This is a genomic window from Maribacter polysaccharolyticus (genome assembly GCF_028882255.1).
Taxonomy (GTDB): domain Bacteria; phylum Bacteroidota; class Bacteroidia; order Flavobacteriales; family Flavobacteriaceae; genus Maribacter_A; species Maribacter_A polysaccharolyticus.
Window position 1 is genome coordinate 279,562 of the sequence record NZ_JARBUY010000005.1, and the last position, 24,586, is coordinate 304,147.

At 43.3% G+C, this 24,586-nt stretch carries 13 protein-coding genes; 8 read left to right on the forward strand and 5 right to left on the reverse strand.

All coding sequences use genetic code 11. From position 1 onward, the window contains the following. Window positions 1-21 precede the first annotated feature (21 nt). Both PHU20_RS16885 and PHU20_RS16890 read left to right on the forward strand, forming a co-directional pair. Window positions 22-2,790, forward strand: a complete 2,769-nt coding sequence (locus tag PHU20_RS16885) for a putative LPS assembly protein LptD (protein ID WP_274826581.1) — start codon at window positions 22-24, stop codon at window positions 2,788-2,790. 87 nt (window positions 2,791-2,877) lie between these two features. Next, complete coding sequence (locus PHU20_RS16890; protein ID WP_274826582.1) at window positions 2,878-3,258, forward strand: RidA family protein; 381 nt, start codon at window positions 2,878-2,880, stop codon at window positions 3,256-3,258. A gap of 10 nt (window positions 3,259-3,268) precedes the next feature. On the opposite strand, the gene PHU20_RS16895 is transcribed toward PHU20_RS16890, so the two are convergent. From PHU20_RS16895 to PHU20_RS16910, 4 genes are all read right to left on the reverse strand, one after another. Beyond that, window positions 3,269-4,120: an N-acetylglucosamine kinase gene (locus PHU20_RS16895; RefSeq protein ID WP_274826583.1), complete on the reverse strand. Its 852-nt coding sequence runs from the start codon at window positions 4,118-4,120 to the stop codon at window positions 3,269-3,271. A gap of 83 nt (window positions 4,121-4,203) precedes the next feature. Beyond that, window positions 4,204-5,205, reverse strand: coding sequence for a type I glyceraldehyde-3-phosphate dehydrogenase (gene gap, locus PHU20_RS16900; RefSeq protein WP_274826584.1), 1,002 nt, complete (start codon window positions 5,203-5,205; stop codon window positions 4,204-4,206). 22 nt (window positions 5,206-5,227) lie between these two features. Further along, a complete protein-coding gene (pfkA, locus tag PHU20_RS16905; protein WP_274826585.1) occupies window positions 5,228-6,211 on the reverse strand; it encodes a 6-phosphofructokinase in 984 nt (327 codons plus the stop codon). A 160-nt stretch (window positions 6,212-6,371) separates the two neighbouring features. After that, complete coding sequence (locus PHU20_RS16910) at window positions 6,372-10,826, reverse strand: translocation/assembly module TamB domain-containing protein (protein WP_476703474.1); 4,455 nt, start codon at window positions 10,824-10,826, stop codon at window positions 6,372-6,374. Window positions 10,827-10,844: 18 nt separating this feature from the next. On the opposite strand from PHU20_RS16910, the gene tsaD reads away from it, so the two are divergent. The 6 genes from tsaD (at window position 10,845) to PHU20_RS16940 (ending at window position 15,952) form a co-directional block, all read left to right on the forward strand. Beyond that, the gene (tsaD, locus tag PHU20_RS16915; RefSeq protein WP_420828685.1) at window positions 10,845-11,909 is read left to right on the forward strand and encodes a tRNA (adenosine(37)-N6)-threonylcarbamoyltransferase complex transferase subunit TsaD; all 1,065 of its coding nucleotides are present in this window, start codon (window positions 10,845-10,847) and stop codon (window positions 11,907-11,909) included. A gap of 7 nt (window positions 11,910-11,916) precedes the next feature. Further along, complete coding sequence (locus PHU20_RS16920; RefSeq protein ID WP_274826588.1) at window positions 11,917-12,267, forward strand: TfoX/Sxy family protein; 351 nt, start codon at window positions 11,917-11,919, stop codon at window positions 12,265-12,267. A gap of 15 nt (window positions 12,268-12,282) precedes the next feature. Further along, on the forward strand, window positions 12,283-12,990 hold the full coding sequence (locus PHU20_RS16925) for a 16S rRNA (uracil(1498)-N(3))-methyltransferase (protein ID WP_274826589.1): 708 nt from the start codon (window positions 12,283-12,285) through the stop codon (window positions 12,988-12,990). A 23-nt stretch (window positions 12,991-13,013) separates the two neighbouring features. Further along, window positions 13,014-13,664, forward strand: a complete 651-nt coding sequence (locus PHU20_RS16930) for a DUF4159 domain-containing protein (RefSeq protein WP_274826590.1) — start codon at window positions 13,014-13,016, stop codon at window positions 13,662-13,664. Window positions 13,665-13,671: 7 nt separating this feature from the next. Then, window positions 13,672-14,760: an AI-2E family transporter gene (locus PHU20_RS16935; RefSeq protein ID WP_274826591.1), complete on the forward strand. Its 1,089-nt coding sequence runs from the start codon at window positions 13,672-13,674 to the stop codon at window positions 14,758-14,760. A gap of 73 nt (window positions 14,761-14,833) precedes the next feature. After that, entirely contained in the window at window positions 14,834-15,952 is a 1,119-nt protein-coding gene (locus PHU20_RS16940) for a class I SAM-dependent methyltransferase (RefSeq protein WP_338040897.1), read from the forward strand. A 41-nt stretch (window positions 15,953-15,993) separates the two neighbouring features. On the opposite strand, the gene PHU20_RS16945 is transcribed toward PHU20_RS16940, so the two are convergent. Continuing rightward, complete coding sequence (locus PHU20_RS16945) at window positions 15,994-24,573, reverse strand: T9SS type B sorting domain-containing protein (protein WP_274826593.1); 8,580 nt, start codon at window positions 24,571-24,573, stop codon at window positions 15,994-15,996. Between the last annotated feature and the right edge of the window lie 13 nt (window positions 24,574-24,586).

Below are 24,586 nucleotides of genomic sequence, written 5' to 3' on the forward strand. Positions count from 1 at the left end.
ATTTATTGTAATACCCTATAAATGGAACAAAAAATATATGTAAGTTTGACCTCCAAAACGCCAAGCCAAATCTTTACAAAAATAGGACATATAGCCTTGCAATCAAATAAACAATATTTACTTTTCCTTTTCCTTACTATTCTTGGTAGTGTTTTGGGATATGCCCAAGAAGACAAAATCGTACCCCTAACCATGGAAATTGAGCAAGATACTATTTTTGCCCCAATTCTTACCCTTGAGGAACTCAGAAAAGATTCGAAAAAAGATTCCACGGAAGTCGACACCGTAAAGACCAAACCCCCATTATTACTCGATGTTATAAAATACAAGGCCACGGACTATGTACGGTTAAGCCAAAAGGAACAAAAAATCTACCTTTATAACGAAGCCGAAATCCAATATCAGGACACCGAACTTAAGGCCGGGGTCATCGTTATGGATTATGTAAAGAACGAAGTATATGCCGGACGCATCAAGGATTCCCTTGGCAACTATACCCAACTCCCCTATTTCAAACAAGGAACGAACGAGGTCATTCCAGACTCCATCCGGTTTAATTTCGACACCCAAAAAGCCATTATTTGGAACTCCAGGACCGAACAGGAAGCAGGACTTGGGGATTTTGGGAGCGATGCGATGAAAGTCTATGCCGATATCACCAAAAAAGAAAATGACTCCGTTTATTTTTTAAAGGAAGGGAAGCTCACCACCTCTACGGATACCATAAACCCCGATTATTACATTAGGGTACATAAGGCGAAATTCGTTCCCAAAAAGAAAGTAATAGCAGGCTTTAGCAACCTGTACATTATGGATATACCGACGCCCATAGCCCTGCCCTTTGCGTATTTCCCCCTCTCGGTAGGCCGATCTGCGGGAATAATAATGCCTACTTTCGGAAACGATGCCGATGCTGGATATTTTCTACAGGACATAGGGTACTATATCCCTTTTGGGGATTATGCGGATCTTTACGTCACAGGGGATTTTTACACCAATGGCAGTTGGGGTTTCAACACCCAATCGATTTACACCAAACGCTATAAATATAGCGGGAACATCAATTTTAGTTACGAAAATATAATTTCGAGCCAAAAAGGGTTCAGTGATTACAGCCTTACCAAGAACTGGAACCTTAAGGTTTCCCATTCCCAGGATGCGAAAGCAAGCACGAATTCCACCTTTTCGGCATCCGTGAATATGGGAAGTAGTAAGTATTACCAAAATTCCTTGGAGCAGATCAACATTGCCAGCACACAAAACAACACCTTGTCATCTTCCGTCTCCTATTCAAAGACGTTTCCGGAGTATCCTTCGGTTAATTTGAGTTTATCGGCCACGCACAGCCAAAACACCAATACGGAATCCATTGAATTGAACCTACCAACCCTTTCGGCGAGTATGGAACGTATTTATCCGTTTGCAAAAAGGGACGGGATAAAATCGGGCTTGATAGACAATATCAACTTTCAGTACACCTTAAATGCCGCAAACAATATATCGACCACCGATGACGAATTCCTGAAATCCGGAATGTTCGATAGCGCCAGGACCGGAGCCCAACATTCAATCCCACTTACCACAAACTTCAAGGTGGCCAAATATTTAAGTGTCAGTGTAGGCGGAACCTATCAAGACATATGGACCCTCCAAACCTACGAGCAAAGTTACGATGAAGAAGAGGATGATGTGGTCACCGATACGATCAGTGGTTTCGATCGATATAACAAATACAATTTCAGTGCGAGTGTAGGAACCACATTATATGGTACCTTCAACTTTGGGGAGGACAAAAAAATCCAAGCGATAAGGCACACCATGCGACCCTCGTTAAGCTATGGATACGCCCCATCCTTTGAACAGTTTTACGATGAATATATTGATGAATATGGCGATGTCGTCGAATATTCCCGGTTTGAAAACACCCTTTATGGTGCCCCTGGCCTTAGCCAATCGAGTAGCCTAAGCTTTTCGCTTGCCAATACCCTGGAGGCCAAGGTTCGGGATAAAGACTCAACGGTCACGGAACCCAAAAAAGTCTCCCTCCTTAGCAACTTCAATGTTTCAACAGGATATAACTTTGAATCGGATTCCCTCAACTTAAGCCCTTTGAGCATAAGTGGTAGTACAAGTATTCTGGACAGTAAAATGTCGATCAACTTCTCAGCCGGACTCGACCCCTATGCCATTGATAATAACGGTACACGGATCAACACCTTCAATATAAATAATGGAGGTAGTCTTTTTCGCTTAACTCGGGCAAGTGCCAATGTAGGGTACTCCATAAGCAATGAGACTTTCGGTAAAAAAGGCGAAGGTGATGATAAGCAGAAGGATGTGGACCGTTTTGATTACACCGCCCAAAGTGGTGGCCGAACGGATGATCTTTTTGGCAAAGCCGATAATTTCCGGGATATCCCTTCGGACGACTCCAAGAATGGGGATGAGGTAGAAAACCCGGCATATGGCACCAAACTCCCCTGGGACCTTAAATTGGCCTATTCGGCCTCATACTCCAATGCGGCCCGGCAAAACGAATTCAGCAGTAATTCCTTAATGTTCTCCGGAAATATCGAACTCTCCCCCCGATGGAAGGTCGGAGGTTCCTCAGGGTATGATTTCAAGGGCAAAGGATTTTCACTGACCCAATTGCGTTTTGAACGTGATTTAAAAAGTTTTGTATTGCGTTTCAACTGGACACCCTTTGGCACCTATAAACGCTGGTATTTCTTTATCGGGATCAAAAGTTCGATCCTTAGTGACCTCAAATGGGAAAGCCGAAGTAAGTAACCATGTTTCAACGCAACACAGAACACACCTCAAGTTCAAAGAAATAATCTACCCAACAAGCATTTACCAATTTAAAACAAACATAAAATGAAGAAAATCATAAACACCGAAAACGCACCCGCCCCAATCGGTCCTTACAACCAAGCGGTACTATCCGGGAACACTTTATACATTTCCGGTCAAATTCCAATTGATCCAAAAACAGGAAAGTTGGTAGAAGGAGACATCGCCAAGGAAACCATGCAATGCATGGAAAACCTTAAAGCAATCCTCACGGAAGCCGGGATGACTTTTGAAAATGTGGTCAAATCGTCTATTTTCATTAGCGACATGAACCGATTCTCAGAAATAAATACCGTTTACTCCGATTATTTTGATGCCGACACAGCCCCTGCAAGGGAAACTGTGGAAGTGGCGAACCTCCCTAAATTCGTAAATGTTGAAATCTCAATGATTGCAGTAGCCTAACCAAAGGCTACTAAATATTTTGCTGATGGAATTGCATTAAACCTTCAATCGGTTTTTGACGTATTTCACCAACGATCAAATCATTTCTTTCCAATACGGTGGTAAGCTCTTGCTTTAGATAATAAGCGATACTACCCACAAAATTGATAGGTACTTTTGTGGCCAACTCAAACTGCATAATGTAGTTGTTCACAAATTGCTGGAAACCTTTATCGATGACCCCTTTACAATATGGATGCTCTTTGTTCTCAATCAAAAACCTCGCAAAAGTAGCCAAATACGTATTGGGATTGGGCTGTTTGTAAAGGTTTTCCTTGATAACATCTGCTTCCAAATCATACTCCTTGGCAAATTTCATTCCCAAAGACTGTGGCATTTTGTGAAAATAAAAATCCCTTATCAATTTTCTTCCGAAGAAATTACCACTACCATCATCCATTGGAATATACCCCAAAGAGGTTACTTTTTGAATGGCTTGGTTCCCATCGTAGTAACAGCAATTGGAACCGGTACCTAAAATACATACAATGGCCTGATGACCTATTTTCGTTGTCGCATAGATGGCCGCATAGGTATCTTCCTTTATATTGGCTTTGGCATTTGGGAAAAAATCGGCAAATATTTCCCTTAGGAAAACCTTCATTCGTTCGGTACCACAACCGGCCCCGTAAAAATAAAGTCTGGTTACCTCTTCCCTATTCTTGGAAAGTTCAAAATTATTGGCCAAACGATCCTCGATTACCGGACGGGTAAGCACCTCCGGGCTCAAACCAAGGGTTTGGGTCATAAACAATTGATTTCCTTTTTCATCCAATGCAATCCAATCGGATTTCGTCGCTCCACTATCAACAATTAATATCATAGATCACTATTTAAAAACAATCCTGAAAACTATTGATAAACATCATAATTCCCAGGATTGCATATTCTAACTAAATTAAAGACTTATAAACTGTGTACGTATTGTGCCAAGTCAACCAATTTATTTGAGTAACCGGCTTCGTTATCGTACCAAGAAACAACTTTAAAGAATTTTGAATTCAATTCGATTCCTGCACCGGCATCGAAAATACTGGTTCTGGCATCCCCGATGAAATCTTGGGATACTACAGCCTCGTCAGTATATCCTAAAATACCTTTAAGTTCTCCTTCAGAAGCAGCTTTGAATGCCTTTTTGATTTCTTCGTAAGAAGTCTCTTTTTCCAAACGCACGGTTAAATCCACTACGGAAACATCGGCAGTTGGTACCCTAAAGGCCATACCTGTAAGTTTTCCTTCCAATGAAGGGATTACTTTCGTTACCGCTTTTGCAGCACCGGTTGAAGCAGGGATAATGTTCAACATGGCACTTCTACCACCTCTCCAGTCTTTTCTAGAAGGACCATCAACGGTCATTTGAGTAGCAGTGGTTGCGTGGACCGTAGTCATCAAAGCTTCTTCGATACCGAAGTTATCATTCAACACTTTGGCCAATGGAGCCAAACAGTTGGTCGTACAAGAAGCATTGGAAACGATTGTATCGCTTGCTTTAGCATCTTTATGGTTAACACCCATTACGAACATTGGGGCATCTTTGGAAGGCGCTGAAATAACAACTTTCTTGGCACCACCATCAATGTGGTACTGAGCAGTTTCCAACGTTGTAAAAATACCGGTACACTCAGCAACGATTTCCGCACCAACAGCATCCCATTTAATGGCTTTTGGATCTCTTTCCGCAGTAATCCTTACTGTTTTACCATTAACGATAAGATTACCGTCCTTTACCTCAACGGTACCGTCGAATTTACCATGTACTGAATCATACTCCAATAAATATGCTAAATGATCTACATCCAACAAATCATTGATGGCCACAACTTCTACATTGTCGTTTTTCGCGGCTACACGAAATACCAATCTTCCAATTCTACCGAATCCGTTAATACCTATTTTCAATTTTGACATCTTTCACTTTTTTAAATTAAAATTATATTGACATTATATCTGAAACTCTTATTAGCTCCTTATCTATTTTCGTATGGCCTTTTATGGCTTTGTTTATCGGGGTTAGGATAATTGCATTATCCTGGATCCCTACCATGAGGTTGGTTTTCCCCTCCAAAAGGGATTCTACGGCCTTAACCCCCATTCTACTGGCCAACACACGATCATAACACGAAGGTGAACCACCACGTTGCATATGCCCCAGTACGGATACCCTAACATCATAGTCAGGCAACTTTTCCTCCACAAAATCCTTGAGATCAAAAATATTCTTACCGGTCTTATCGCCTTCGGCAACGATGACGATACTCGAGGATTTTCCCGACTCCTTACTTCGTTTTAGGGACTCCAATAATCTTTCCCTTCCCAAGTTCTCTTCCGGAATTAAAATCTCCTCTGCCCCGGCACCCACACCTGCGTTCAATGCAATATGGCCAACATCACGGCCCATAACCTCCACAAAGAACAATCTATTGTGCGAACTGGCGGTATCCCTGATTTTATCAATAGCCTCGACCACCGTATTCAAAGCGGTATCGAAACCTAACGTATATGTTGTTCCGAAGATATCATTGTCAATGGTCCCGGGAATCCCTATCACGGGAAAGTCAAACTCTTGGTTGAATATCATGGCCCCGGTAAAACTACCATCACCACCAATAACCACAAAAGCATCGATGCCTTCCCTCACTAAATTATCATAAGCCTTTTGACGACCTTCCTTGGTCCTGAATTCCTGACATCTGGCAGATTTCAGGATCGTCCCCCCTTTTTGTATGATATTGTTGACACTTCGCGCATCCATAGGCTTAAAATCGCCTTCGATCATACCTTGATAACCTCTATAAATACCTATACAATCGACCTTTAAATAAGCACAGGTCCTAACGACAGAACGTATTGCCGCGTTCATGCCCGGAGAATCACCTCCTGAAGTAAAAACACCTATTTTTCTAATATTTTTCATATAGAAAATTAAGCCAACAAAAATAGCAAACTTTTACCACAAAACGAACTCTTTATCGCTTATTATTATGTGTCAAATTGCACAAAAACGATTTCGTAAAGAAAAAATTCAGGAATGACCCAAAAAACACGTTAAAAAGACACAATGTTGCAAATTATCACTATCCTTTGGACTTTTCCTGGAAGAGCAATAAACTGTCTCGCCCCATCACCTGATTCGGCACCGGATCGTTTTTCTTCTGCTTCTTTTCCTTGTTGGCCCCCTTGAACATTTTTTGCATCAATTCCTTAAAACTATTGAAATCGACCTCATAGGACAAACCGACTCCCTGGGTATACCCTTGGGTATCCCCGAAAAATGCCTGTATCTCATTTTCCCTATTGAAGAACTTTGCGCTTAACGTACCTTCCTCGTTCAAGAGCAATTGCAGTTCAAAGTCACCCGCGACGACGGTTTCAGTAGTACCACCGACCGGAACCCCTACTTTCCCGTTCAATAGAACCCTATCACTGATTTGGGTAGATACGGTCACCCCTATCCTATTCTCGGTTTCAATATCGGTACTGGAATCAAGTATACCTTGTTCATAGGAAAGCCCTAAATTGAACTTATCATTACCACCACTAAGGACTTGATTCAGCAATCCTGATGCCGATTGGATCAGGTTACCGGTGACCGCTTGTGAATTGATACCACTTTGGTCATTCACGAAAGTACCTTGGGCCAATAGGAATATGGCATTTTTCTCCTCTACCTGTGGATCCTGTAGACTGTATTCCAATTCTGATTTGATCATGGAACTTGTTCCCGGGAATTCGATGTTAAAGTCGATTTCGGGACTCTCGAGCTCCTCTGTCAATTTAATGACTACATCCGTGGCTATCCGTTTCGTATACCCGGAGTCCTCGAGTAAAGGCGCAGGATTCGCATTCAAGGAATATACGGCTTCCATGTTCAATTGTGCGGAAAGCGGGTCACGGTCCCATACGATGGTCCCCCCTGGTTTTACCTTGAATGTTTTATTTATTATACCTCCGAACTTATAATTGAACTCCCCTGTCACCACAACAAAGTCCCCGAACATCTCAAACCTATCCTTTGTGTTTATCCGGATCAACAAAAGACCTTCACCGGTACCTTTCAATGAACTACCGGTTTTCTGATCGGTGACGATCTCAACCTCGGCATCCGGTGTTACGTCCAGGTTGAACTCCATTTCAAGTCCTTGGATTTCTTCCAAGACCCGTTGTACACTTTCCGCATCGGTCTCATCTTTCTCAATGAACTTTATATACGAATAATCCCCAACCGAAGTCACATCACTTAACGGTATCTTTAACGAGGTACCCTTTGCTGTTTTTCCATCCACATTGATCGTCAAGGCTTTGGTAGAGCCGAATATATGTCCCGTTCCATTTAAAAAGCCCGTTCCATAATACAAGACCTCTTCTTCAAAAGGGGTATCCAGGATCAATAACCGATCATTATTCGTATCTACCCTCAAGTCGAGCACCCAATCCTTAAAAAAGCTATGGGTAATGGAGCCATCCAAGGTTGCCTTGGTATTTCTGGCCACATCGGTAATTCCGATTTTTTCAAAATTGAAGGATTGTTCGGACAGCCGCACTCTTGAGCCACGTGCAAAGCCATAATCCACATTTAAATACGGAATCGCAAGACCGGCATTATCAAGGGTCAACAAGCCACTGAAATCAGGATTGTCTATGTCCCCCGTAAACCTGGCACTACCTTGCAGCTCCCCACGGATATTGGTAATAACCCCTTCCCCCAACGGACTAAAAGGTTCCAAAGCAAAACCATTGAAGTTTACCATAAGGTTGGCCTGCGGCAATTCGGTCTTATTCTCTATGTTCCCGATGACACTCAACTTCTCTTCCCCTTTATCCGTAATCTGGGCATTGACCACAAAATCGGTAAGATCGCGGTTACCGACGATCCCAATGAGCAAATCGCCCAATCGCATATCATTCACCGAAAAATCGGAAATCTCCAAATTTGAGGACGGTAGGTACACCTCATCCTTTTGCAACACATTCAGCGTACCATTGACTTCCCCTCCCAATTTCAAACTATCTATTGAGGGCGTGATCTTATCCAAGGACACGATCTTGAACTGAAGTTGCAGGTCTTTAAAGGTAGAATCCGCCAATTGTCCACGTAAACGAATTTGCTCCCTTTCGTTATTATCCATTACGATTTCCTCGATCCGAATACTGTCCAGGGTATTGTTGAGAATGACCTTGTTCTTGGTATTCCCTTCCTTATTAAGGATCCAGGTGTTGTTCTTAAAACTGATGTCGGACTTTTTAAGACCGATTACCGAACTGTTCTGCTTGTTGAACGTATGGTAGAAATTAAGGTTATAGCTATCATTATATTCGCTGCCCCCTTTAAATTCAACCCTAAAGAACAGCGTATCCTTTAATGTGGTATTGATCAGGTTAAAATCCTTGACATCATAATAACTGGTAGACAGGTCACCCACGGCTATATAGGTATTGAACAGTGGGTTCTTATTGTCTATCTTGATATCTATATTATCGGCCTCATTGCCAAAAGCCATTATACTGGGCGACTTAAAGGTCAATTTAAAGTCCCCTTCATCGGCTATGATGTTCCCCCTAATAAATGTATTGGGGTCAAATTGCACCTCGGGAAAGAACACATCGACGATTTTATTGTATATCTTAAAATTAAAAGCCAAGGTTTGACCGTCTGAAATTTCAAAAGGCCTATAATTGGTATAGATACTACCTATGGAGTTCTGAACCAAACGTCCTAATTCCTTGACCCTGAAATTACCCTTCATGTACCCGGTAATGATATCGGGGGAATTTATATCGATGGTCCGAATGGAATCGCCCTCAAAGGAAGAAGACACCTTGAAATCATCAAAATAATAGGTGTCGTTTATATTTTGGAAGATCGTCTTTGTGAACTTTATGTCTCCTACGATATTATCCAACGAATTTCCACTAATATCAATATTCACGTTTCCTTTAAAAACCGAAACACTGTCTTTAATGAAATTCAATCGTTTTAGGTCCGCATGCTCTACGTTGGCGATAAAATTGAAGTTGTTACGATCCTCCCCAAAATCGGCCAATCCCTTAAAATTGAATCGTATATTGGGATCGTTACTAAAGATCGACCCGTCAAAAAGTTGTTCTTTCAGAATACCCGAAACCTTTAGGTTCTTATAATTGTAATTGTTGAAATTTATGGAATACACCTCCCCGATCACCTCGGTATTGAGTTTTTCCTTAACAAAACCTTTGCCTTCAACATTAAAGTCCAAGGTTGTTTTACCCAGATTCTTATTATCGACAAAATCACCCAGATCGAAATCGATCAAAGAAACAAACCCTTTATAGGCCGCATTTTCGATATTATTGAAGTCGGTCAATTCAAGATCCGTATAACTACTACCAATGGCCGTATTCAGGTTCACTTTGGCATATACCGAGCTTTCGGTCACCGTTGCGCTTCCCCTTACGGTAAACTGCCCGAATTTACTAAAGGCATTGGACATGGATTTGCTTCCCAAGAAATTCGGCATCAACGCCCGCAATTCATAATAGGTACTGGTCACGTTCTTCATTTGTGCCTTTAACACAAAGGGTTTATCTTTTGTAAACAGGTTCTTGAAATTAAAATCGCCCCGTACCCCCGTGTTTTCCACCAAAAGGAAAAGATCATCAGTATCAAGGTCATTGAGGACGCCATTGACCTTGGATGAAAACGACACCATTTTTCCCTTCCCGAATTGGTTATAAAGTAGATTTACTTCATCAAGGGATACATTGGAGTCCGAAAACTCGGCGGTTATTTTTACCTTGTCCAGAAAATCCTTGAAATCTTTCCTCTCGTAATCAAAAACAAGGTTCCCGATCAATTTGGATTCAGGCGTTTCGATATTCAAGGTATCAAAACGCATTTGCTGTTTGGTGTACTTGAACTTCGTTGCAAGTTTTTTTACTTCAATATTTCGCTTATCCACAAATGACATGGCATTTATGGCCGTTGAAACGTTGGGGCCCAAAATCAAAAAGTCCTCCGATGAAATATTGAGGCCCCTAAAGTCCAACGTTTCTTTGTTCTCCAGATTTTCATCGGTCAATCTAAAGGCACTGTTCGCTATATCGACATGAGATGAGGAAAAATAAAAAGGGGCCGTGTCCGGATCCCTAGGTTTTTTGTCATCCAATTTATCTATAAAAACCTCCAAATTGGTACTGAGCGAATCTTTGTAAGTCGTTAACTTAAAATTGAGTCCATCGATACCGATATCGCCAAATTCGAGTCTTCCCTTTGCCAAATTCCGGGCACTGAGTACGGAAGTTTCCAACCGGTTGATGAAAAACAATGTGTCTTTTTGATAATCCTCAATATAGATCCCTTTGATCGCAACGTCCCAAGAAATCAATGAAAGACTAATTTCATCGATATTGATATTCGTACCGAACTCTTTGTTTATGGTGTTTGTGGCGTATTTTGCAAAACGCGTCTGTACGAAGGGAAGGGAAAGTATTATGGTGCCCAATACGCATATGAGCAACAATACCAAGAGTATTCGAACCAGTATTTTTCTCAGTTTTCTGATAGGGCTTTTATGTTTTACCTTTGTACTTCAAATTTTATTCCAAACCTTGTGGAAAAAGAAACCATTTATATCCTTGCCATAGAATCGTCTTGCGACGACACTTCTGCGGCCGTTTTAGCCAATGACAAAGTCATCAGCAATATTGTTGCAACCCAAAAAATACATGAGGAATATGGGGGTGTTGTACCCGAACTTGCCTCTAGGGCGCACCAACAAAATATCGTTCCTGTCGTACACCAAGCTTTACTAAAGGCAAATATCGACAAAAAACAATTATCAGCCATAGCTTTTACTCGGGGACCGGGACTAATGGGTTCACTTTTGGTAGGAACCTCTTTTGCCAAGTCTTTGGCCTTGGGATTGAACATCCCCTTGATAGAGGTCAACCATATGCAAGCCCATATTTTGGCCCACTTCATTGCCGATGAAGATAACCGCGCACCGAATTTCCCGTTTTTGGCCATGACCATTAGTGGTGGCCATACCCAAATTGTTCGGGTAAACGATTATTTTGATATGGAAATCCTGGGCGAGACCTTGGATGATGCTGTTGGGGAAGCTTTTGATAAAAGCGCAAAAATCCTAGGCCTTCCTTACCCTGGTGGACCTTTGGTAGATAAATACGCCCAACTGGGAAATCCGAAAAAATTCCCTTTTCCCAAGCCAAAAGTAGGCGGATTGAATTTTAGCTTCAGTGGTTTAAAAACCAGCATCCTTTATTTTTTACAGCGGGAAACCAAAGCGAACCCCGATTTTATCGCGGAAAACCTGAACGACATTTGCGCCTCCATCCAATATACCATTATCAATATTTTAATGGACAAGCTCAAAAAAGCCGTAAAGGAAACCCAGATAAAGCAAGTGGCCATCGGCGGTGGTGTATCGGCCAATTCGGGCATACGCATCGCATTGAAAAATGCAGAAAAGAAATACGGTTGGTCCTCCCATATTCCTAAATTTGAATACTGTACCGATAATGCCGCCATGATCGGTATCGTAGGGTACCATAAATACAAACGAAATGTATTTGCGTCCCAAGACGTAACAGCTAAGGCAAGGTATATCATTCAATAATCGGGGTATGGCTTACAACAAGGATTTGGAAAAAAGATTGGACTATGCCTTTGGGGTATTCCCCAAAGAAGTCTCTAAGGCCATTTCAAAAAAAAGGATGTTCGGAGGTCTAACCTATTTATTTAAAGGAAAGATGACGGTAGGAATCTTCAATAACGATTTAATGGTTCGTATATTGGACAGGAAAATGGATGGGATTCTTAAATTGGAAGCCGTCCGACCCATGGATTTCGCCAAAAGCCCGATGAAAGAATTCATTTACGTCTCCCCAAAAGGGTATGAGACCGAAGAAGCGCTCCAAAATTGGATTGAATTGGGTATTGAACATGCCCAAAATAAATTACGTAAAGCCCATTAGAAACCATAAAGAACCATGCAATTATTCTATTACCCCAATCTGGATAACAGTACCACCCAATTTGTTTTCACCCCAGAGGAGAGCCACCATATCGTAAAGGTATTGCGCAAGAAAGAAAATGACGACCTTCTGATAACGAACGGGAAAGGATACCTTTTCGAAGCGAAGATCCTATTGGCCGATGCCAAAAAATGCAAGGCCCAGATAACCTCCACCACAAAAAAACATCGGAAGATGTATTGGTTTCATTTGGTAGTGGCCCCTACAAAAAGTAACGACCGATTTGAATGGTTCCTCGAAAAAGCAACGGAAATAGGTGTCGATGAAATCACACCGATCATTTGTGAAAGATCGGAACGTAAAATCGTTAAACCGGAACGTATGGAAAAGGTCTTGCAATCCGCTATGAAACAGTCCATGCAGGCCTATTTACCAAAATTGAACCCTGCCGTTACCTATAACGAATTCATAGATCAGGAAAGAAAGGGACTTTTATTCATCGCACATTGTGAGGAAGACGAGAAGTTGGAATTAAAAAGATGTGTAGCTCCGGATAAGGACATCACCATACTGATCGGGCCTGAAGGCGATTTTTCAAGGCACGAAATAGACAAGGCATATAAAAAAGGATTTCTTCCGGTTTCACTGGGAAAAAACAGACTTAGGACGGAAACCGCGGCCATCGTAGCCTGTACGACCGTCAATTTAATCAACAACGGATAAATACAACTTTGTATCTTTAGGCAATGGGATATTCAAAACTCCTCGCTATACTATTTTTCACCACCCTTGCAAACTTGGTAAGTGGTCAGGAAATCGCCATCTTAAAATACAAAGGCGGTGGGGACTGGTATGCCAATCCGACGGCATTGCCCAATTTGATCCGATATTGCAATGCCCATATCGACACCGAAATCAAAGAAAGGCCCCAAACGGTAGAAGTTGGCGACATTACCATATTCCAATACCCCATGCTCCATATGACCGGACATGGGAATGTGGTATTCTCCCAAGAGGAAGCGGACAACCTAAGGACGTACTTACTTTCAGGTGGCTTTTTACATATTGATGACAATTATGGCATGGAGCCTTATTTACGAAAGGAACTTGCCAAGGTCTTCCCCAACAACGATCTGGAAGAACTCGGTGCCGATCACCCCATTTTTTCGGAACACTATCAATTTCCCCAAGGGTTGCCAAAAATACACGAACATGACGGCAAAAGACCACAAGCCTTTGGCATTACCATTGACGGTAGATTGGTACTTTTGTTTACCTATGAATCCGATTTGGGCGATGGCTGGGAAGACCCTTCTGTTCATAACGACCCCGAAAGCGTACGTATAAAAGCCTTACAAATGGGTGCGAATATCATCTCCTATGTATTTAAAAGTTAATTGATATATGACAGCCAAAACAATTGCAGACGGCATCTTAAGGGCAATAGCCATTCTTGTGGGTATTTTTCTTGTCTTACTGTTCCTCTATAAAATTCAATCGGTTTTGGTCTATTTGGCCATTGCTTTGGTAGCCTCGTTATTGGGAAGGCCCATTGTCCTGTTTTTACGCAAAAGACTTAAATTCAACAATACATTGGCCGTTATCGTTACTATGTTACTGTTCATAAGCCTGATAGGGGGAATCATAGCATTGTTCGTACCTCTCTTGATCACCCAGGGCCAAAACCTTTCATTGTTGGATATTGATAACCTACAAGCCGATGTCGAGAACCTTTACCAGCAGGTGACCCAATATTTTGGAGTAAGCTCTTTGGAAATTGAACAGGGCATAAAAGATTCCAAGATTTTCGCCAATCTGAATTTTGGTTTTATCCCCGACGTATTGAATTCGTTCGTTAGTCTTTTGGGAAGTCTGAGCATAGGCTTGTTCTCTGTGCTCTTCATTGTATTTTTTTTCCTGAAAGACAGTAAATTGTTCGAACAGGGACTAATGGTCTTTATTCCGGAGAACAAGGAAAGTCGTTTAAAAAAATCGCTCGACACCATTAAGGATTTACTTTCAAGATACTTCGTAGGCCTGGTGTTACAGATACTCATCTTATTCATTATCTACTCCATTGTTTTGTTCATTTTCGGGATTGAAAATGCCATCGTCATCGCGTTCTTGTGTGCCCTTCTGAATTTGATCCCCTACGTGGGTCCGATCATTGGGGGCGTACTAATGATGATCCTGACGATGACCAGTAATTTGGGGTCCGAATTCAGCACGGTAATCTTGCCGAAAACCATCTATGTAATGATCGGTTTTGCCATCGGGCAATTGGTCGATAATTTCTTTTCTCAGCCCTATATCTTTTCCAATAGTGTAAAGTCCCATCCCCTTGAAATCTTTCTGATCATCATCATTGGCGGATTGCTTTTCGGAATAACAGGAATGATCATTGCCGTACCCGGATACACCGCCATTAAGGTAATTTTAAAGGAATTTTTAGCCGAAAACAAGATTGTGAGATCCTTGACAAAAAACCTATAGTATAACTTTGAATAAAGACATATTAAATACTGGTGTTCAAAAGTTTATAAACTCAAAAATCAATACTGACATCATGTCAGTATTACTTAAAAAGAGTCCATTTCCGGGTATTTCCCCCCAAGAGTTGGCCGAACAGGTACAAGCTAAGGAAAAGTGCGAAAAAAAACTTCCTACCTGGTTCCATACAGCGGGAATTTATTACCCCAATAAGCTGAATATCGAACAATGTTCCTCGGAAATCACCGCCGGGTACAAGGCGGAGATCGTAGGTGGAAAAACCCTGGTTGATATGACAGGGGGATTTGGGGTAGACACCTATTTTTTCAGTAAGAAGACCGACACCGTTTTCCACTGTGAAATCAATGCAAACCTATCGCAAATAGCTACCCATAATTTTAAGGTTTTGGGACTGAAAAATGTGGAGACGATACCGACGGACGGCATGGAATTCCTGTCCGGTTCCACGAAGGGATTTGATTGGATATTCATTGATCCTTCTAGACGTTCGGAAAGCAAGGGAAAGGTTTTTTTATTGTCTGACTGCACCCCGAATATTGTAGAACACCTCCCCCTATTGTTCAAGAAATCGAACCGGATATTGGTAAAGACTTCCCCTTTATTGGACATCACCAGTGGACTGAATCAATTAAGCCATGTGAAAGAAATACACGTCGTGGCCGTGAAAAACGAGGTCAAGGAATTGCTTTGGGTTTTAGAGAAAGGTTATGAGGGTGAAATAAAGATCCGTACCATAAACCTGAAACGACCAAAACCCCAATGTTTTGACTTTATCCTTTCTGAGGAAAAAAAATCATTGGCCCCTTTCGGATTACCGCTCACATACCTTTATGAACCCAACGCAGCGATTTTGAAGGCAGGTGCATTCAAGCAAATAACAACATCACTTGATCTAAAGAAGTTGGGCGAACACTCGCACCTATACACTTCGGAGCATCTGGTGGAATTTCCCGGTCGGACATTCAAAATAGAACGGGTTATCGGATATTCGAAAAAGGACCTAAAACCCCTTATGGGTATAAAAGCCAACGTTACGGTAAGGAACTTTCCGGATAACGTCGCCAAAATCCGAAAAAAATTAAAAATCAAGGATGGTGGTGACAGCTACCTTTTCTTTACCAAACTCCACAACGACCATCTCGTGGTCATACAGACCTCCAAGATCATGCCGTAATCATTTTACCACACTTAATTTTATGGGTGGATAAGGTGGACTTATCGATATAGTGTAAAATGGCCCACATACCTGATCTTGTTCTTATCATTCGCATTCACCACATACCAATAGTCCCCAGAAGGTACCGGACTACCGTCATAATATCCGTCCCAGTTTTTAACCGCATCAAGTTCGGCCACGACCCTACCGTACCGATCATAGATCTTGACCTCTATATTGGGGAAGAATTCCCGGTTCCCGGGTGCCCATACATCGTTGTTATTATCCCCATCGGGAGTAAAGAAATTAGGTATTTCCAACATTCCCGTAAACTCGAAAGGAATCGTCACTTCAGCCTCACAGCCATTTTGGTCGATGACCGTTGCCGTAACCGTCACACTCTCATTGGTCGTAAATACGTTTTCACTTCCATAGGATTCCCCCTGGAAGAAAAATTCATATCCTCCAAAACCTCCACTCGCCGTTACCGTGAGCTCATTGGGTCCTGTCTTGACTCCTTCTATGATAAGCGGTTCATAATTTTCCAAGGTAAATTCCTCAAAACTGGTACACCCGTTTTCATGATAGATATAAATGGTATGGTCCCCGGCAGAAAGATCGCCCCAAGTGGTTTGTGTATCCGCAAGGTTGATGTCATCAACATCCAAAGAAAACAACAATTGGGACATTAAGCCGGTTTCTTGCATTTCAATACTTACCGAATTATAAGGGAAAATCCCTTCACAACCATATTGAACGATGGCTTCTGCAGTCAAATCGACCCCGATTTCTATGGGTAACAAGGCATCGGTACCACACATATTCGCATCTTGGATAAATACGATGTAGGTTTCCCCACCTTCAAGGTTCTCAAAAATGAGATCATCATTGCGAACGAACACTTCACTGCCATCCGAATCCGGCCCCACTAACATGGTTTCATAATAAGTCACCGAAGTAAGGGGGTCAACAAAAGGTGTACCTCCCGAGACCGTCAATTGTGCCGTACCATCCGCGAATCCGATACAGGTTTCGGGGGTAGTAATCACATCATCGACACTAACTACCGTTGGTTCGGTTATCGTGATAACATCTTTTTCAAAACATCCGTTCTCATCCTGGATCAAGATTTCATAGCTACCTACCGCCAATTCATCAAAGGTATAGGTGCCGGGATTTAGGGGATCACTGAAAAATTCATTGAAATAAGGTGCTATCGCAAATTGAACGAGTCCAACCCCTCCACTAATGACCTCAATGGTAATCGCCCCATCTTCCTCCCCATAACAACTGACGGGAATAGGGGTAGCATCAAATATTATTGGATCTGGCCGTACTATTTCGAAAGGACCGGCAATATCGCTACAGGTATCCCCACTGGTAACTACGACATAATAATCGGATGCGGCATCCAAACCTTCAAAAGTCCCATAATTTTGGGGACCTCTTACCAAGGTTGCCGTAGCGGACGGACTGAACGCATCGACCGGATCGCCTGTATATAAGTAAAAGAGGTTATCCCCCACACCACCACTGGTGAACGATTCGATCCTACCGTCTAGTTCGGAAGCACAGGATATATCATCGGGCAGATTGGCGAATAATGTAATGCCCGTAGCATCGGTCATGGTAATCCCATTGGATGTAACTGCCGGACATACATTAAGAGAATTTTTCTTTCTTACATTGAATTGATAGGTAATTCCGGAAACTCCCGTGAACAATTCGGTAGTACCGGTCATATCGGTATAGCCACCCACGGGAATCCCATTTTCAAGGGCGAGGTATTCGTAGGTAAACAACGGATCGGGATTTTCGATCGTTAATTGCATTTCTCCCATGCCCCCACAACCAGGCACTTTGGTCTGTACCAATTTGGGTTGTACCGCTGGTGGTGGATCTACATAATAGGGTTCCGTAACGAAAACACAATCATAACTTGAGGATACCTCGATAGCATACCACCCTTCACTAATGAAACCACCGGTGGCCCCTATAAACGTAGGGGTATTTTGAAGTCCACTACTCGACGCTATATCGGTATTGTCATTGCTGTTCAAATATAACAACCGATAATTATATCCGGCACCGGGATATCCGCCCGTCGCACCCGCAAGGGCAGTTGTAGCATCTCCGGAAGTCGGGTCATACGCTTCCAACACGGCATTGTTACCCCCTGGACATTGTAATGCAAGTGGCTCACGAATTCCGGCATCAATTTGGGGCACCGCGTCCAAACTAATTTCAAACGTATCCGTACAGCCCTCTACATCCTGGATTTCAACTTGATAATCCCCACTGGGCAAGTTTTCAAATTCGCTATTGTTCGAGAAGGGTACCACCTCAGTCGTATAGGTAGATCCCCCATCGGTACTCAGAAGAAGTCGATATTCATAGGGCGAGCTGTCCCATCCTCCTTGACCTGTTGCTTCAATCTCCCCGGAATCATCATTACATCCCGTATTACCGACTTCTATGGCGGTAACCTCCAATTCCCCGTTCGGTGTTCGTATGGTTGCCGTATTACTATCACTGGTACAGAAGGGTATATCATCCGAAATTACCTCCACAAAGAAATTACCCCCTGTTAAACCGGTGATGGTTTCTGGATTATTGGCCGTATTAAAAGTTCCTGTACTCAAGACCGTCGTTTTTCCCGTGTCGCTGGCACTGTACACATTGTAGGTATAGGCCCCTGTATAAGTCGTTACTTCTATATACAATTCACCGTCGTTTCCGGGGTTAAAACAACTTACCGCTTTGGCCTCGCTAATAACGACGGTCGGGATTATTGGTTCAACTACGGTATGTACGGGCATCGGGTAGGTACACCCTCCGATATTGTCGGTAACTTCAAAAATATAATCCCCGGCAATGGGCAAATACATATCCACATAATCATTCCCTGGGGTATTGGTTACCGGGGTTATAGCCGCCACGGATACCGCGGATACCGTAAAATCGGTAGTACCCGAAACCTGGATCCGTACCCGTTCATCATCGTTACAGTTTAATGCATCCACTTCGATAATGGATGAGATGATATCATCAGGGGTAGCCAAAGTCGGTAAATCGAAATAGGTCTGACACCCATTGCCATCAATGGCATAAACAGTAATATCCTGATTGGAACCATTATCAACGATTTCAAAGGTATTGGAGGATTGATAGTCGGAATACCCCGTAATACTGTATTGATAGCCACTCCCTACCGTTCCTGGATTGGATGGATCCACGGATACCGTAATGGTTGTGGAACTATAGCGGTTTGCTCCACTTTCACAAGCGAAAGGCGGTGCAGATGCGGTAATGGCAAATGCATCCGGTTCATCGATGACCAATTCACCTGATAGCACCTCACAATTTCTGGCAGAGGTCACGATAACCTCATAGCTACCTTGGCTTAAGTTCGGGAAAGAACCCGAATTGTTCGTACTGATAGAAGCCCTACTGGAAAAATCGACCAATTCATAGGAAATAGGTCCATCAACATCAGTACCAGCCTGCAATGCAATATCGATACTCCCATCATTATCCCCAAAACAGGTGATATCGTGAACGGTCGTCGTGCCAATTACAGGGCTTACGGCAGCCTCCAAATAGATACTTGGGATGGTGAAATCACAATAATCCGTACCATCGAACATAATATTGTCCACAACGTGTACGGAATAGGTCCCTGGGAACAATCCCGTAAACACATCACTGTTCTGTGTTATGGATACTGCATTCAAATTATAATCAAATCCTGTAAGCTCAAAAGTGAAATCACCACTACCGCCCGTGGTTTGTATGGTTATCTCCCCATCGGCATCGTTACAGGTAGTATCGGTGGTAAAAGTACCGGAAGCCGATAAAAATTCGTAGACCGTGGCAGTAGCTGTAGCACTACATCCATTGGCATCGACAACTTCCACAATGTAATCGCCTGGAGAAGACACCACATAAGTATGTTCATATAAAGTCCCTAAACCGTTCAGAACCCCATATTGCTCATCCCCTCCTAAACTAAATAGGGGGGTATCTACCGTAAACGGCACACTTACCGTAATATCGAAAGCGGTGGACGTAAAATCACATTGATTGATCACGGTCGTAGTGATAACAGGAGCGTCATCAACAGGTATGATACTGGCAATAGCAAAAGAACTACACCCACTACTATCCATCACATACACATCATAGTCCCCGGCCGACCCAAAGAAAGTCGTTTCAGAAACATAATTACCCGCAACTGGCGTATTACCTTGTGGCATAAAAGCAAAGGTATACGGACCGCCATCTCCGCCCCTACCCTGAACGGTAATCGACCCATCGGCATTACAGTTCGCTGGAGCAGTTTCTAAAATATCAATGGCCGGTAGGTTTTGGTCTATGGTAACGGCAACGGCATCGGTACAGGTGTCCGTTAGGTTCGTTACGATGATTTGATAATCCCCATAGGGTGCATTATAACTGCCCGTATGTGGGTCAGTTGTGGTAGTGACAGCGCTTTCCAAAGGAATGGTCGAACCATCTTGTTCATTGAACAATTCTATATCCAAGTCATCCCCTATGATAAAACCGGTAATTTCATATAAGATTTCCCCATCGGTACTTGGGTAACAAGCTGCCGGATTTGTTGTAGCAGTCACCGCTAAAGTAGAAGGACCATCAATCGGGGGAATCTCCTGTTCGTAGATACATCCCGTACCCGTGTCCAAAACCATCACGGTATAGGCCACCCCGTATTGAATACCATCGGTCGCATTACTGAACGTATGATCGTTTACAGCCGGGGTATCATTCAATGCGTAATAGGCTGGTTGATGTTCCAATTTTATTTCATAAGCGCCTGAACCTCCACTTACGCTTACTGCATAGGTAAAACCACTATCATCACAAGTAATCGGTATGGCCGGAGGTATGGGCGTGATCACCACCTCATTGGTAGTAATGGTCACATAATCCTCATCGGTACATCCATTGTCGTCCAAGGTAATGACCCGATAATCCCCAGGCACCAAAGCCGTATCGGTTATCGATAAAGGGAAGGCGGTTAGATCTACATCATCCTGTCTGGTAATGAAATTACCAAAGCTATCCTCTATGACAAAACTGAAATTCGCGGTGCCATCGGTAACATTGTTGATCATGATCCCCCCACTGACCGTACCTGTTGCGCACAATGCCGATATTTCGGAAACACTGGCATCGGGTGTTGGCGTGGAATCGGTAAGAATATCAACGGTACCCGTATACAGACAACCTCTTGCATCACGGATTTCGAGATCATAGGTACCTACGGCCAAATCCGAAAAAGCACTTTGAGACCCCCAACCCCGATTATCAAAATTGATCTCATAAGGGGGCACCCCACTCGTGGCATCCGGGGTAATTACGATACGCCCATTGGCCGCCGCACCACAACTAACCGGGGTAGGATCTACCGTTGGCGGGTCCAAAGAAGCAGGTGGTGCCAAGTAAATGGGTTCGGATTCCGCCACACATGCACTGTTAGTCGTATTTTCATCAAAAATGCGGAAAATATAGTCTCCGTCTAAAGTAGTATCGTATAAGAAACTATTGGATGTAAATGTGGTCAATGCCCCCCAAGTAGCCCCGTTATCAGCACTTACTTGATACTGTTTGGTTCCCAACCCTGAGGTATACCCCCCAGTTACACTTACCCTTATTGTTCCAGGGGTTCCTCCACATGGGATTTCAGTTTCAATACTCGTAGAAACACGCAACTGTGGCTCAATGGTTATGGAAAGATCATCACTACAATTATTACCATCGACCACCTCAATCGTATAATTCCCCGGGGTTAGCCCTGTAAATGTTGGACTAGCTTGTAGCCCTCCCCCATTAATACGATACTGATGACCACTTAAAGGTGCCGTACCAGCTGTTGATGTTACTGTTGCAGTTGCCCCAAAACTAGGGTCGTAACAAAAATCCGAAGCAGCAGTATCCAAACTTATCGTTGGGGCATCCAAGGGGGTAAGATCAAAACTGAAAGTATCGGCACACCCTTCAGCATCCTCAACCGATAGCGTATACGTGCCAGGTACTGAAAGATTACCAAAAGTACTTCCCGACTTAGGACCTACCGTTGTACCCCCTCCAGGGTAAACCAATGTATATCTATACGTTCCCCAACCCCCAGTGGCATTGGCGACAACACGACCTAAATTACCATTGGCACAGGTCATATCGGTTACGACACTCGTACTTAAGTCGATTGGAGAAGCTTCTTGTATATCGAATGAAGCCGTATCGGTACAACCTGTATCGGCATCGGTAACCGTAATGGTATAGGTGCCGGTTCCTGAAAGTGGCAGCACGACTTCGGAATCGCTTTGTGGACCACCGGAGTACAGACCACCATTGATATCATAGGTATAGTTGTTGGCAAAACCATCGATCAAGAATGTTCCGGTTCCATCAGTGGCCCCGTTACAAACATTCAGATCTCCGCCCGATTTCACCCGTGCACGAATGGAACTTATTACCGCAGGTGTAAACCCTTCTATATAGGTACACCCATTAACGTCAGTTATCTGAAATATATAAGAGGTACTGGTACTCAGCCCTACGAAGGTATCACTACCCCCATTGTCGATACTGCCCGGACTGATCACCGAATAATTGGCTATTGCAGCACTGGAGGTAGCCGTCAATTGCACATCGGAAGTCCCCAAAGCACAATTGATATTGCTTTGTACAAAATCGATATCAGTTGGTGGATCAACATCCAAAATGGTTATCGGGGTCAATTCCAATCGGCATCCGCCACCATCCTCTATCATTGGGGTATAGGTGCCTGGGGATAAATCGGTATACGATGTGGTACTTGTAAAATTGAGTCCGTCAATACTAAAGACATAGCCACTACCGGAACCTCCTGTAAAAGGTCCCACGAAATCTATTTGACCCCCATTGGTACCGCCACTACCGTCACAGGTACGATCGGAAATTTTCGTTGCCGAGCCCGAAATGACCCCTACGCTTGAAACGGTAACATCGGCCAATGGCAAGGTACATTCGAATCCGCCCTGCTGGTAACGCACTTCTATTTCATCATAAAGGGTACCTGAAGAAGCGGCTGAAACCGTAATTTCAGGGGTAGACACCCAAGCATCGGAACTATTGACCCTATAGGAAAGGTTATATCCCCGTGCATCGGTGACATTGAAACTTATTTTAGCCCCACCATTGGAACAGGTTCCATCGGTCCCACTTGCCGTTACCGACGGCGGCAATAAAGTTTCGACATTTGCCGTAGCGGTAATGGTACAACCATTACTATCGGTGATTACGATATCATAAGGACCATCGGAGGTAACCGTATAGGTTGTTGAACCCGAATCTGTGGAGGCATCACCAAATGAAGGTTGTGAAGCCCCGCCATTAACCGTATAGGAATAGGGCGCTGCCCCTCCCGAAGCATTTATGGTAATATCAACGTCCGAAATGACATTGGGTGCAATGGTACACCCAAAACTACTGTTCACTTCCGTAGAGGCATCAAGGGCGGTCAAGCCGTCCCCAATGACGATAGGGTTTCCAAAGTCATCCAAACTTTCCTGAGGTGGATCGATCCCATTCAATAGGTCCCCTGTACATTGATAGGTTTCCACCTGTACCGTATATGTTCCAAAACCGACCGCTGAAAAGGTATAGGGGTTGTCCGATATATAGGCCGTAAACTCTTGGGCAACACCACTTTCATCCAATAGGGTATACTTATAAGGTCCGGGAACATTGTTCGCCGTTACTTCGATAGAACCTGTTTCCCCATAGCATTGGGCATCAACAAAAGTTACCCCGATATCAAGACTCTGCTCCTCGATGGTTATGGGTTCATATGGGTATTCACACGTACCGGCCGTGTCCTGTAACCTTGCCTTGACATTATAGGTCCCAGGGGCCAAATCGGTAAAAATCGGACCTTGCCAAGGACCATAACCACTACCGCTATCAATGCTGAATTCATAGGAACTCGATAAATTGGTTATTTGTATCCTTCCGGGCACATCACAGATGTAATCTTCCTTTACATAGGTCTGTGTAATCGTACTTTTCTTTACCTTAAAATAATAATAAGGTCCGGTGCCATTGACACGAACCCTGAATTCCGCACCTGTTGTCGAAGGTATTGAACTGGCATCGATCGTGTAATTCTGTGAAGTGCTGACCTCAGTATAACATGAATTATCCGTTTCGGGGCAATCCTCATTGATATCGGTAGAACAAGACCCCCCTAAAATCTCCCAGGAAACCGAGCTATAGGGCGCTCCAGACAAGGAAATGACCCTATCATCGGAATCCCCGCAAAGATTGAATCGCGCAATGGTACTCCCATCGTTCGCGCAACCCTCCTCTTCATCTGCCCCCTGAATGATCGTGGTGAACATGGGCGTAGGCGCTGCCATCTTTTCGGTTTTGCCGTTCGCAAAAACAATATGGGTATCTTTTTTTTCCGTAAATCCAGCTTCAGACTCGGGGTTATCGACAGCGACAGCTTTTTCAAGGACCTCAGAAATCCCGGCCAAGACGTTACGGTCATAGTTCGCAATAGCCGTGGTGCAAACTACAGAGAATAGCAACAGCAATAAAGCATATAAAATATGCCGTGGGCTTTTTGAAACCATAGGTTAAGTCTGT

Coding starts and splice junctions, on each gene's coding strand:
- PHU20_RS16925 (WP_274826589.1), top strand. CDS start 12,283: ATGCAATTATTCTATTACCCCAATCTGGATAACAGTACCACCCAATTT.
- PHU20_RS16895 (WP_274826583.1), bottom strand. CDS start 4,120: ATGATATTAATTGTTGATAGTGGAGCGACGAAATCCGATTGGATTGCA.
- PHU20_RS16890 (WP_274826582.1), top strand. CDS start 2,878: ATGAAGAAAATCATAAACACCGAAAACGCACCCGCCCCAATCGGTCCT.
- PHU20_RS16920 (WP_274826588.1), top strand. CDS start 11,917: ATGGCTTACAACAAGGATTTGGAAAAAAGATTGGACTATGCCTTTGGG.
- PHU20_RS16930 (WP_274826590.1), top strand. CDS start 13,014: ATGGGATATTCAAAACTCCTCGCTATACTATTTTTCACCACCCTTGCA.
- gap (WP_274826584.1), bottom strand. CDS start 5,205: ATGTCAAAATTGAAAATAGGTATTAACGGATTCGGTAGAATTGGAAGA.
- PHU20_RS16945 (WP_274826593.1), bottom strand. CDS start 24,573: ATGGTTTCAAAAAGCCCACGGCATATTTTATATGCTTTATTGCTGTTG.
- pfkA (WP_274826585.1), bottom strand. CDS start 6,211: ATGAAAAATATTAGAAAAATAGGTGTTTTTACTTCAGGAGGTGATTCT.
- tsaD (WP_420828685.1), top strand. CDS start 10,845: ATGTTTTACCTTTGTACTTCAAATTTTATTCCAAACCTTGTGGAAAAA.
- PHU20_RS16935 (WP_274826591.1), top strand. CDS start 13,672: ATGACAGCCAAAACAATTGCAGACGGCATCTTAAGGGCAATAGCCATT.
- PHU20_RS16885 (WP_274826581.1), top strand. CDS start 22: ATGGAACAAAAAATATATGTAAGTTTGACCTCCAAAACGCCAAGCCAA.
- PHU20_RS16940 (WP_338040897.1), top strand. CDS start 14,834: ATGTCAGTATTACTTAAAAAGAGTCCATTTCCGGGTATTTCCCCCCAA.